Origin of the sequence: Nostoc sp. DedQUE04 (genome assembly GCF_034530995.1) — a bacterium.
GTDB lineage: Bacteria > Cyanobacteriota > Cyanobacteriia > Cyanobacteriales > Nostocaceae > Nostoc.
Map to the genome: position 1 here is coordinate 18,810 of NZ_JAVRCA010000053.1, position 12,167 is coordinate 30,976.

11 protein-coding genes are annotated in these 12,167 nt (G+C 41.2%); 7 read left to right on the forward strand and 4 right to left on the reverse strand.

Annotated features, from left to right (window positions below; all coding sequences use genetic code 11):
• Positions 1–327: 327 nt before the first annotated feature.
• The 5 genes from RM049_RS28365 to RM049_RS28385 all read left to right on the forward strand — a co-directional run bounded on the left by RM049_RS28365 (position 328) and on the right by RM049_RS28385 (position 7,608).
• Entirely contained in the window at positions 328–1,221 is an 894-nt protein-coding gene (locus tag RM049_RS28365; RefSeq protein ID WP_322706546.1) for a hypothetical protein, read from the forward strand.
• A gap of 12 nt (positions 1,222–1,233) precedes the next feature.
• Positions 1,234–2,211 carry an SDR family NAD(P)-dependent oxidoreductase gene (locus RM049_RS28370; protein WP_322706547.1) on the forward strand — a complete coding sequence of 326 codons (978 nt, stop codon included), beginning with the start codon at positions 1,234–1,236 and terminating at the stop codon, positions 2,209–2,211.
• 116 nt (positions 2,212–2,327) lie between these two features.
• Positions 2,328–2,558: a hypothetical protein gene (locus RM049_RS28375; protein WP_322706548.1), complete on the forward strand. Its 231-nt coding sequence runs from the start codon at positions 2,328–2,330 to the stop codon at positions 2,556–2,558.
• Between the two features lie 136 nt (positions 2,559–2,694).
• Positions 2,695–5,034: a cation:proton antiporter gene (locus tag RM049_RS28380; protein WP_322675151.1), complete on the forward strand. Its 2,340-nt coding sequence runs from the start codon at positions 2,695–2,697 to the stop codon at positions 5,032–5,034.
• A gap of 783 nt (positions 5,035–5,817) precedes the next feature.
• Positions 5,818–7,608 carry a diguanylate cyclase domain-containing protein gene (locus RM049_RS28385; protein WP_322706549.1) on the forward strand — a complete coding sequence of 597 codons (1,791 nt, stop codon included), beginning with the start codon at positions 5,818–5,820 and terminating at the stop codon, positions 7,606–7,608.
• A 188-nt stretch (positions 7,609–7,796) separates the two neighbouring features.
• On the opposite strand, the gene RM049_RS28390 is transcribed toward RM049_RS28385, so the two are convergent.
• Positions 7,797–8,015: an Hfq-related RNA-binding protein gene (locus RM049_RS28390; protein WP_322706550.1), complete on the reverse strand. Its 219-nt coding sequence runs from the start codon at positions 8,013–8,015 to the stop codon at positions 7,797–7,799.
• Between the two features lie 69 nt (positions 8,016–8,084).
• Between RM049_RS28390 and dapF the strand changes: the two genes are divergently transcribed.
• Positions 8,085–8,924 (forward strand): diaminopimelate epimerase, encoded by an 840-nt coding sequence (dapF, locus tag RM049_RS28395; RefSeq protein WP_322706551.1) that lies wholly within the window; start codon positions 8,085–8,087, stop codon positions 8,922–8,924.
• Between the two features lie 182 nt (positions 8,925–9,106).
• Here dapF and RM049_RS28400 read toward each other — a convergent pair whose 3' ends face one another.
• From RM049_RS28400 to ada, 3 genes are all read right to left on the reverse strand, one after another.
• Positions 9,107–10,120, reverse strand: coding sequence for a DMT family transporter (locus RM049_RS28400; protein WP_322706552.1), 1,014 nt, complete (start codon positions 10,118–10,120; stop codon positions 9,107–9,109).
• Between the two features lie 62 nt (positions 10,121–10,182).
• Positions 10,183–10,821 carry a DNA-3-methyladenine glycosylase 2 family protein gene (locus tag RM049_RS28405; RefSeq protein WP_322706553.1) on the reverse strand — a complete coding sequence of 213 codons (639 nt, stop codon included), beginning with the start codon at positions 10,819–10,821 and terminating at the stop codon, positions 10,183–10,185.
• A complete protein-coding gene (gene ada, locus RM049_RS28410; RefSeq protein WP_322706554.1) occupies positions 10,805–11,884 on the reverse strand; it encodes a bifunctional DNA-binding transcriptional regulator/O6-methylguanine-DNA methyltransferase Ada in 1,080 nt (359 codons plus the stop codon). The genes RM049_RS28405 and ada overlap by 17 nt, the downstream gene beginning before the upstream one ends.
• A 130-nt stretch (positions 11,885–12,014) precedes the next feature.
• Here ada and RM049_RS28415 point away from each other — a divergent pair, with 130 nt between their 5' ends.
• On the forward strand, positions 12,015–12,143 hold the full coding sequence (locus RM049_RS28415; RefSeq protein ID WP_322706555.1) for a hypothetical protein: 129 nt from the start codon (positions 12,015–12,017) through the stop codon (positions 12,141–12,143).
• Positions 12,144–12,167: the final 24 nt, after the last annotated feature.

Below are 12,167 nucleotides of genomic sequence, written 5' to 3' on the forward strand. Positions count from 1 at the left end.
GCTGGATTGTGTAAGTGATTACACGTAAATATTTCTTGCTCAACTGCGATCGCTTCCTGTCGCAGATATGTTAGCTGGAAAAAGAAGTGTTGAGTAAAAAATACTGAACCCGCAGATCCCCGACAACTTTTACGAAGTCGGGGATCTTGTCGATCGCGAATGATTTAGGATTGCTATAGATATTAATTTTTATACAGATAAAGTTAATTAAAAATATTAAGCACAATAGCATTTCAGCCAAACATAAATATAAAATCAGATTCAATCTTTGGGCTTTACCAGGATAGAACATTTTCCCTATTGTTATCAATCCACAGGATTATTTTAATGAAAAAATTAAAGACTCAAGTATTTTTAAGCTTGACAGGTGCATTTTTGGCAGTCGGATCTTCCAGTTTGCTAGCTAGAGAAATTCCCATACAGAGTACATCAAAGCTCAGAAAGTATTTGTTAGCGCAATTAGAAACTAATCCAAATGTAAATGAGTATTTGGAGAAAAATAAACCAGAAAGTTATAACGCGCTGAAAAGGCAGTTAGATGCAGCGATTGAGGATGCAAAAAGACCGAGTGAAGATAAAGTCATAAAAAATCTTTGGTCATTGTCAAAAACTAATCCTCAAATAAAGTGGAGAGAAAATAATGGCAAAATTGAATATTTGATGGCGAGTTGGAAATATGTCAAAAACCCAACCGAGGATTGGAAAGTAGGTACAAAAAAAAGTATAGAAGCACGGACTTGGTTAACAGCCGTTCCTCAAGTTAAGGAATTTTGTCAAAATTGTAAGGGGATCGGTATAAATATTCCCGGTAATATTATGCTTTCTCTAAGGTTACAGCAGTATTTAGGCTTAATTTTAAATAGAAATTCCAATAAAACGCATTTTGTCGAAATGTGGGTGAAAGCTGAAGATTTAAGTAGACCATGTGTCGATCCAGAAATTAATGATTCTAGTTGTAATGTTTTTAAAATCCCGATTTCTGCTAGTTATCCGATTTTGCAAGAGATATACACAACTTCTTATGCAGTCGCTAGCCAAGAACATTATCCTTGGACGGGTTTAGGTTACACCTATGATTGGGGAAATCCGAAAAAACCTCGTGAAGGAGCTAGTGAATTTCTGATCGACGGAACTAAAGAAAAACCGATAGAAGTAGAAGTTGTTTCAGTCACAGCGACGAAAGAATATTGTAATAATCAATATTTAACGCTAAAAAATTAGAAATGAGCGCTCATGAAACACCTTGAAGGTAAAGTGGCTTTGGTAACAGGTGCGACGCGGGGAATTGGTAGAGGAATTGCCATTGGTCTTGGTGAAGCAGGTGCAACTGTATACGTCACGGGTCGCAGCCTCAACAACTCTTCCAGTGATGGGGTTTCAGGAAGTCTTAGTGAAACGAAATCAGCCATTGAGGAAGTCGGTGGTGTATGCATTCCCGTCCAAGTAGACCACAGCGAGGATGAGCAGGTGCGTTTGCTTTTCGATCGCATTCAAGACGAGCAAAATGGCCAACTAGACCTACTAGTAAATAATGCTTACTCAGGAGTTCAGGCATTAAAAGACGCTCAGGGACAACCCTTTTGGGATTCTGAACCTAGTCTTTGGGATGCTAGCAACAACGTTGGCCTTCGGAGCCACTATGTTGCAAGTGTTTTTGCGGCTCGGATGATGACTAAGCGTAACTCTGGACTCATTTGCACTATTTCTTCGTGGGGTAGTATGTTTTATCTCTTTAATACAGTTTATGGTGTTGGCAAAGCAGCTTGCGATCGCCTAGCTGCTAATATGGCTGTTGAGTTAGAACCCCATAACGTCACTTCTGTTTCTATTTGGCCGGGTATTGTTGGTACTGAGCTTTTTTCTAGTTTTGCTTCCCAAATGAATCAAACAAATGCTACTGACCTGAAAACCTCATTTTTAAGCGATCGCTACAACTGGGAAACTCCCTTATTTACTGGACGAGCGATCGCTGCACTTGCTGGTGAGCCAAATGTTATCCGCCGTACAGGACGCGTGCAGATTGTTGCCGAACTGGCTAAGAAATATAATCTTGTAGATGAAAATGGGCATCAGCCCGCATCATTACGCTCTCTGCGTTTTGTACTGCCTGTTGCATTGCCTGTACTGAGAAAGTACTTATGGCTCATACCCGATATTAAAGTGCCGTGGTCGCTACTATTATTGAATGCCCTCGGTTCGCCTAAAATTTAAGGGGCATTGGGCATGGAGCCAGAAGAGATGCGTCTTAAATAATGCAACAATAAGTCTTTGATACTCGTGCATGAGTATTTGAACTGGATGAATCCACCTTTTTACTCCGTTAACGAGTGTTTGAACTGGATGAATCCACCTTTTATCTCCATCAACGAGTATTTGAACTGGATGAATCCACCTTTTATCTCCATCAACGAGTATTTGAACTGGATAAATCCACCTTTTATCTCCATCAACGAGTATTTGAACTGGATGAATCCACCTTTTATCTCCATCAACGAGTATTTGAACTGGATGAATCCACCTTTGATACTCGTGAATCAAAATACCTGCAAAAACCTTGATGTATCCTTTCTGCTCACCTACTGTCTGCCCCTTTTAAGATAAGCAAATTTTGCCACCCCTTCAGCAAACAAGCTGTTTGAGATTGTAAAACTTTGTATTCTGAATTAATAGGTCTTAATAGTTCTTTTAAAACTGGTGCAAGAAGATTTTCGGTTAATTGTTGATTTAGTTTTAGTTCTAGGCGTTGCAGCCTGTGGCGGACTATTAGCGGCACTTTTACGACAACCCGTGCTGCTGGGGTATCTCATTGGGGGGATAGTCATTGGGCCAACGGGACTGGGATTGATTAAAGAACTGATTCAAGTCGAGACTCTGGCACAGTTCGGGGTCGCCTTTTTGTTATTCGCCTTGGGTGTGGAATTTTCCTTTGCGGAACTCAAGAAGGTAAAAGCGATCGCTCTTGGTGGAGGTGGACTCCAGATTGCTTTGACGATTTTGGTGACAGTTTTAGTCTGCGGGTTAAGTGGAGCCTGGGGAGCCTTACCTGCGAAGGGGATGTTTTTGGGGTGTATTCTGTCCCTGTCTTCCACAGCGGTTGTCCTTAAGTGCTTGATGGAGCGTAACGAAACAGAAACGCCCCACGGGCAAGTGATGCTGGGAATTTTAGTTGTTCAGGACTTAGCACTAGGACTGATGTTAGCAGTCTTACCAGCCCTCAACCAACCAGCAGAAACTATTGGCATTGCTGTCCTAACAGCGTTAGGTTCGATTGCTTTATTTGCTGCTGGGGCTGTAGCTGTGGGGATTTGGCTGATACCGCCTTTGTTGCAACTGCTAGCCCGTACCGAAAGTAAAGAACTATTTTTATTAGGGGTTGTAGCCCTGTGTTTGGGTATTGCCCTGTTGACAGAGCATTTGGGACTATCCATTGAAATGGGGGCATTTGTCGCGGGTTTGATGATTTCTGAGGTAGAGTACGCCGACCAAACCCTGACTTATGTCGAACCACTGCGAGATATCTTTGCCAGTTTGTTTTTTGCCGCCATTGGGATGTTAATTGACCCAGTGTTTTTGTGGAACAACCTGGAATTAATTTTGGTATTAGTGGCAATAGTTTTCGTCGGTAAATTTTTGATTATCACGCCCTTAGTGAAACTGTTCCGCTATCCTTTGAAAACAGCCATAATCGCCGGTTTGGGATTGGCGCAAATTGGGGAATTTTCTTTTGTTCTCGCCAGTGAAGGGCAGTCTTTGGGGCTGGTGTCTCGACAAATATACTTATTAATTTTGGGAACCACCGCAGTCACTCTGATGCTAACTCCTTTTGTACTGCGGCTAGTGCCATTTTTATTTAACTTTGCCGAATCAATGCCTTGGTTAAAACCGTACTTAGAAGAAGATGAGGTGCAGGATGTGTCGGAAGATTTGCCTCTCAAAGACCATGTAGTAGTTTGTGGCTATGGGCGAGTCGGCAAGAATTTGGTGAAGTTGTTGCAGCAACACGACCTACCTGTGCTAGTAATCGACCAATCAGAGAGGAGAATTCAGCAGTTGCGCGAGGCTGGGGTGTCTTATGTCTATGGTAATTGCGTTAGTTTACACGTTTTGGAAACTGCCGGGGTGAATCATGCCAAAGGAATGGCGATCGCACTCCCAGATCCCATAAGTACTCGTCTTTGCTTGAAACGCGCTTTAGAATTGCGCCCAGAATTAGATTTGGTTGTCCGTGCTACCCAGGATAAAAATATTGAGGTGCTGTATCAATTGGGAGCCAGGGAAGTTGTACAACCAGAGTTTGAAGCTAGCTTAGAAATGGCAACCTATTTATTGACTGGCTTAGGCTTGTTGTCGCCGCCTGTAGTCCAACGAGAAATGCAGCAAATCCGCAACGATCATTATTTAGATTTGCGCCCAGAGCGCTCTGCAACTGAAGTTGCTCGTGATTTGCGCCAAGCCACCCGCGATTTAAATCAGCGCTGGTATCCTCTGCCATCGAATTCGCCCTTAATTGGCATGAGCATAGAAGAAGCAGATATGCGCTATTTAACAGGAGTGAGTTTGATGGCGATTCGCCGCGCTAACGGCGAAGAAATCGATTATCCCAAAAATCAAACCAAATTGGCAGAAGGCGATCGCTTGCTGGTAGTGGGAGCAGATGAAGAACTGGCAGCTTTGGCAGAATTCGCTAAGGGACAAGTGGCTGTTCCCGGAGAAAATAGTGCTTGTCAGTGGGTTACAGTCAATGCAGACGCGCCAACACTAGGTAAAACCCTTGCAGATTTAGATATCGGCAAGCAATATGGAGTCCAAGTACAGGCGATCCGGCGAGATGGTAAGTTTATCCGCTATCCTGATGGCGGCATGGATTTGCAAGTCGGCGACCAAGTATTGTTATGTGGTGGTTTGACAGGTTTGAGTCAACTACAACAGTTATTTGCGATCGCAAATTCAGTACCCCTGTCTATCCCAGTGGTGAAAGCTGGTGAAGCAGAAGCGCTCAAAGACTTTTTACCTGCCGATAGAGTGACTGATTGAACTTTAAGACTCCGCAAATTTAAAATTCGGCTTGCCCCACACCCTCGTGGTTCGGGTCAATCCAAAATCCAAAATCCAAAATCCAAAATTGATTGACTGCTCTAAATTTACGTGAGTTCGATGAACCTCTCCCTCCCACAGGGAAAGGGAGCAACGATAAATTAGGGTTTTAGCTCTTTTCTGGGTGTCCAAGAGGAGTTGGGGGAGAGGTCAAAAAAGGGCTTGTCGAACTCACGTTAAATTTTGATTCTCTTTTGCAGAAAAGTATTTAATGGGGTCATCTGCTTGATTTTTGCCAATCGCAGAAGTTTTTGGTCTATTGAATTTGATTACCTTGTTTGAGAAGGAACTTCCAAGAAATAAATTATTCAAATAAACGAACCACTCCAGACACAGAGAACACAGAGGAATAAGGAGGAGAGAGTTTTTTCGCCAGTTTTTTGAGTGAGTATTTTTTTATTTGGAAGTCCTTAACTGAATCTATCTAAGAACTGAGTTTTATTTTTTACAAATTTATTCTGTCTTTACAATACTTTTTTATCTCATATTTTCAGTTATCAGATACTTTGGCGATAATGATATTTACTGTACTGTATTTACAGTACTTTATCCCAAATTATTTGTGATAAAGCTTTTTAAGACTTAATGACAAAAGTCAGATGAAGAGAAGCGATCGCGAAACTTTATTACGCGATAATGGTTATAAACTAAGAAAAACTACGTTTTTACATCGTTGTAGCTGTATCTTTTCATTTTTAAAAAATTCCTGAAATTATACTTATAATGTTGTACACAAAGTTACGTATTATTACTAGAGCATCTGCTAATTTACTCTGTAAGCTTTTAAGACAGCCTAGTGTTAGTAATTTAGAAACTCAACTCCATGAGAAACAAGTTCAAATTCAGCAGCTAGAAGAGCAAGAAAGGGCGCTTTACCGAGTTATTAGTAAAATTCGAGCTTCTCTTGAGTTAGAAACAATTTTTCGTACAACCACAAAGGAAACTTGCAAGTTACTCCGAGTCGAACGGATTGCCGTTTATCGTTTCTATGAAAACTGGGGTGGAGAATTTGTTAGCGAGTTTGAGTTTGCAGAGACTGGATGGGATGATGTAGATACATTAGGAAAAAATACAGTTTGGAATGACTCTTATCTACAAGAAAATCAAGGTGGACGGTATCGTAATAATGAAACTTTAGTTGTTTCAGATGTTTACGCAGCAGGCTTATCTCAATGCCATTTAGAAATTTTACAACAGTTCCATATTCGAGCTTATGCAACTACATCAATTTTTGTGGGAAAAAAACTGTGGGGAGTGCTTGCTGCTTATCAGCACTCACAGCCACATGAATGGAAACAATTAGAAATTCAGTTTTTGTCTCAGATTGCGACGCAGTTAGGATTTGCAGTTAAACAAGCAGAATTTTTAGCTCAAGCAGAACAAAAAGCAGCAGAACTGTATAAAGCAAATCAGCAGCAGGATATTCTGTTTAATTTAGTTGCTGAAATTCGTGAATCTCTGAATATAGACATTTTATTTAAGACTACTGTACGAGAAATTCGTAAGGCTCTCCGTAGCGATCGCGTCAGTATCTTTCGATTTGATCTGGGATCGAACTATACCTCTGGTGAATTTGTCTCCGAGAATGTATTGCCTGACTACGATTCTACGATCGCCATCAAGGTAAAGGATAATTGTTTTGGCGAAAAATATGCAGTTGCTTATCACCAAGGGCGTATACAGGTAGTATCAGATATTTATCAAGCTGGGCTAAAAGATTGCCACATTCAACTGTTAGAACAATTTCAAATCAAGGCACAAATTGTTGCACCTTTAATGAAAGGAAAAACTTTATGGGGATTACTATGCGTTCATCAGTGCCATTTTCCGCGCGAATGGAAAAAGTCGGAAATTCAATTTATCCACCAGTTAGCTGCTCAGTTTAATGTAGCTTTAGAACATTCTGAATTATTAGAGCAATTCCGCTCTCAAGCTAATCAACTTGCTCAAGCAAACAATGCTTTAGAAATAGCAAATTCTCAGCTAGAAAAACTTAGTAAACTAGATGCTCTAACCCAAATCGCCAATCGTCATTGTTTCGATCAGTTTTTAGATCGGGAATGGGATCGACTAATACTAAATGAAAATTATTTATCTTTAATTATATTTGATATTGACTATTTTAAGGATTATAACGATTCTTATGGACATCTAGCTGGGGATGAATGCTTAATACAAGTTGCTCGTGCAGCACAATCTGTATTAAAGCGTCCTACCGATCTACTAGCTCGTTATGGTGGTGAAGAATTTGTTGTAATTTTGCCAAATACGAACGAATCAGGTGCGATTAAAGTAACTAAGTTGATTCAAAAATCTATTCAAGAATTAAAGATTCCCCATAAAAAGAAGAATAATTTTCAATATTTTGTGACCGTCAGTTTAGGTGTTGCAATTCAGAAACCAACAGATAAAACTTCATCTCAAGATTTAATTAATGCCGCCGACAAAGCTTTATACAAAGCTAAAGAACAAGGACGCAATCGGTGGGTTTGTGCTGCAAAAACCTGGGTCTAGTGATGAAATAATTAAAAATACACAACTTTAATTATGGGATACAAGCCCACAATAAATAAAGAATTGCTTCGAGATGCGAGGTGCAAGGCATCTTTATTCCAAGCCCACGGCTCAAGCCGTGGGCTTGAATTTTTAATCCGAGTGAAGCAAATGATAAAGCGATAGGTTGTGGTGTTTTTGCCTCACTCCTAACTCACTTTCGGCTTGATGTAGGCGATCGCTTGTTTCCAAACGGTGGTTTGCTGACTGTTTTCATCCGCAATACAGATACACTGTGGATCTTGCCATAAAACTTTTCCTGTGAGCACATCACCAGTCAGCAGCTTTAACTCTACTGGCGTTGTTTGTTTAATCAGGTTTTGGACTTGTCTAATACTGGGTAAAGTGGTGTCAAATTCGGTAAGCATTTTTAGTAAAGATGAACCTACAAGGCAAAATAAAGAGTAACTAATCCTTGATAATTCATCCTTGAAGAAATGGCAATCGAATTTACTAAGTATCATGGTCTAGGCAACGACTTTATTTTGATTGACAATCGCTCGTCATCAGTGCCTGTAGTGACTCCAGAGCAAGCCATCAAGTTGTGCGATCGCCACTTTGGCATCGGTGCTGATGGTGTAATTTTTGTCCTCCCTGGAGAAAACGGCACTGACTACACGATGCGGATTTTTAATTCTGATGGTTCAGAACCAGAAATGTGTGGCAATGGCATTCGCTGTTTAGCTGGCTTTTTAGCAGATTTAGAAGGGGAATCGCGCAATCAAGACTCATATCGTATCCATACTTTGGGTGGTGTAATGACTCCCCAACTCTTAGCTGATGGTCAAGTTAAAGTAGATATGGGTTTACCCAGGTTACTCGCTAGCGAAATTCCTACCACCCTTGCACCCGCTGAAGAAAAAGTTATTTCTGTGCCGTTAGAGGTGGCGGGGCAAACTTGGGAAGTCACCTGTGTAAATATGGGAAATCCGCACTGCATTACCTTTGTGGAAGATGTTGCAGCAATTGAGTTAGAAACCATCGGCCCAAAATTTGAGCATCACCCAGTTTTTCCCCAACGCATAAATACCGAATTTATTCAAGTGGTACGTCGTGACTATTTGAAAATGCGGGTGTGGGAACGGGGCGCTGGGATTACCTTAGCTTGCGGGACTGGTGCTTGTGCTTCTTTAGTAGCTGGAGTGTTAACTGGGAAATGCGATCGCACCGCCACTGTAGAATTACCTGGTGGCCCCTTGCAAATTGAATGGTCAAAAGTAGACCAACGAGTTTATATGACAGGCCCGGCTGAAAAGGTATTCACGGGTAAACTGTAACCGACTTACTATTGGCATTACTCAAGTAGTAGTGCCATAGAAACAGCGATGTCTGTGGCGGGCTGTGCCATCGTTTCTTATCGCAATTCAATTAATGATTGCAACACGTCCTTGGGTAAAGACGCGATGAATCGCGTCTCTACAATATGGTCTATTTGTCGCATTATTTTTTCAAATTGGTATTATTTTGGGGAACTGGCGGATGAATCTATTTCTGCTGGAGATTGGATCTGGGGATTAATTTTAGATTGCACAGCTTCTTTATTAGAAATTGCGAGATATATACCCCCTAAAATTAGAGCCAATCCTAACAAGTTAAAAATACTCAAGTTTTCCGAGAAAAGTATCCAAGCAAGAATCGCAACAATCACTGGATTGAGTAGTAAGAGTAAAGAGATAAATCCTGATGAAAAATTTTTCAGGCTGTATACAATTAGCCCATGACCCAAGGCTTCGCAAATCGCAGCTAGCGCAAATACTACTAACCACCCCGACAAAGTAACTGGGAAAACTTGTTTTTCCAAGATTAGCACTACTGGTATCATCAATGAAGTTGCGATCGCACAACGCCACAGGAGGATGGTAATAGTTGAAAACTTATTGCCGATCTGCTCGATAAGTAAAAAGTTTGCTGCATAAAATATCGATGATATGAGGGCAATAGCATCACCTGTAATATTATTATTAGAACGCAATAAATCTTCAAATCCGACTGCGATCGCACCGATTATAGCTAAGAACAGACCGATGATAAATTTGCGCCCAAAAATTTGATTAAAAAATAGCCATCCTCCTAAAGTAGTAAATAGCGGATTGAGGCTACCTAACGCATTAGCATTCGCAGCACCAGTCTGAGTTAACGCCCAAGTCCAAGATAATCGACCTAATACATGAACTAGACCCACTGCGATTAAAAGCGCTATCTCTTTGATTGGATAAGGCTGCTGTGGTAATACAGGTTTATCATCTGTAATTTGAGTTCGTACTTGATTAATTCCATTCCATAAGCCAAAGATAATAGTCGCTATCCATAAACGATTAAAGAATGTAGCAACAGCGCTCATTTCTCTAACAGCAACCTTAATAAATATTGCTGTTGAAGATAAAGCTAATAATGCAATTATTACTATGATTATCGGCAGTATTTTGGAAGTTTTATCATTTTCTGGTGTTAGGCTTAATTGATTTTCTGCCATTTAGTTTATATTTATTATACGAACCGCCAAGTGCGCCAAGTGCGCCAAGGGAGAAGTAGCAATTATTTGGGATTACTTAGGTAATAATGCCATAGAAGTCTTGCTGCAACTGCTCGCCACGGTCGCCAGTGCTGTGTCATGGCTTCTAGTTGTGCTGGTGTTGGACGCGTCGCCAAGTTTTTGAGTTTTTGTAGAGCGATCGCGATCGCTAAATCGCCTTTAGGAAAGACATCAGGACGTTGCAGCGCCATGAGCAAATAAATATCAACTGTCCAATCTCCGATACCTTTGAGACGCTTCAGCTCAGTTCTGATCGTATTTTCGTCCATTCTTTCCAGCTTGCTGAGGTCAAGCTGACCAGTTGCAATAGCATTCGCCAACCCACGACAGTATAAAATTTTTTGCCGACTGAATCCAATCGCTCTTAATTGAACATCATCCAATATCAGAAAATTTTCTGGTGTCAGAGTGACAACAACCCCACATAATCTGGTAAATATAGCCTTTGCAGCCGCTACAGAAACTTGTTGTTCCAGAATGATGCACAGAAGTGTTGTAAAACCCGCTTCTCTTTTCCACATCGGTGGAGGCCCCAGTGTTTCTAAAATCCGAGCCAAATCGCGATCGAGTTTGGCAAGCACCATTAAACCACGGGTAAGACTTTCTTCTGTCAACGATTCTAGTTCAGGTGTTTGAGTCATCTTTGAGAAATTTCGATTCTTGTGTAAGCAGTTTTTGTTTGCGCTCAATTCCCCAGTGATAACCACCAAGACTGCCATCACTCCGCAGCACCCGATGACACGGTACAATCAGCGCGATCGGATTAGCGCCACAAGCATTACCTACAGCGCGGACTGCTTGGGGCTTGGCAAGATTACGGGCGATATCAGTGTAAGTGCGGGTTTCGCCATAAGGAATTTTTTGTAATGCTTGCCAAACCTGTTTCTGAAATGCTGTCCCACGAACATCAAGTGGTAAATCAAGATTTGTTTCACCTCCTGCAATGAAGTCGAGGATTGCTTGTATCCATTCCTTGTGTGTGCGATCGTCACGCACGATCTGCGCTTGGTGAAATTCCTGGTTCAAAATGTGTTCAAGCTTGTCTGCTTCATCACCTAGTTTAACGGCACAGATACCCTTCTCTGTTGTTGCCACCAGCAAATATCCTAGCGAACATGGAGCGATCGCATAAACAATGTTGATTGTTTTTCCAGCTTGTTGGTAAATTTTTGGTGTCATTCCTAATTGTTTAGGTGCTTTCTCATACAGTTGACTACTTGAACCATACCCAGTATCGTAAACTGCATCAGCAATTTCTTCCCCCGACTGAAGACGCTGTTTCAATCGCTGGCTACGCAGCGCATCTGCATATTGAAAGGGAGATACGCCAATTATTTGCTTAAATATTCTTTGCAGGTAACTGGGACTCATTTCTACCTGAGAGGATAATTCCGATAGGGTTGGTATGCGATCGACTTGTGCTTCAATATATCGACATACTGCTAAGATTTTGGCTGTATTTGGAACTATTTCAGATTGTGGCTGACAGCGCTTACAAGGTCGAAAACCTGCAATTTCAGCATCTTGTACCGACTGGAAAAAACAAACTTGATTCCGATTCGGTCTGCGACTAGGGCAAATAGGTCGGCAATAAATGCCTGTAGAGCGAACACCGTAAAAAAACTTACCTTCAAAAGCGGAGTCTCGATTGAGAACTGCTTCCCATAGTGTTTCTTCTAAAAGTTGTGTCTGTTGTAATTGCATTCATCGCTCCTCAAATCTATTGCAAAGTACCCCGACTTTGGATTGCCCATGATTAGTTTTTGCCTTTAGGTAAAACTAGATTAAATGTATCGTTCAACTACTTTCTATCTGATTGTTGCGATCGAAGTTGATGATCTCAGGGTATTCTGTCAGCACTCCTGAAGTCATTCGCTCTTTGACAAATGGTTCACCCGATTGGGTGAATGCGATCGCAGCATCCAGAACTACGCTGAAAGTAGAGCCACTTTTTTGCTCTTAGCGATCGTGCTGACAGCTAAAAAAC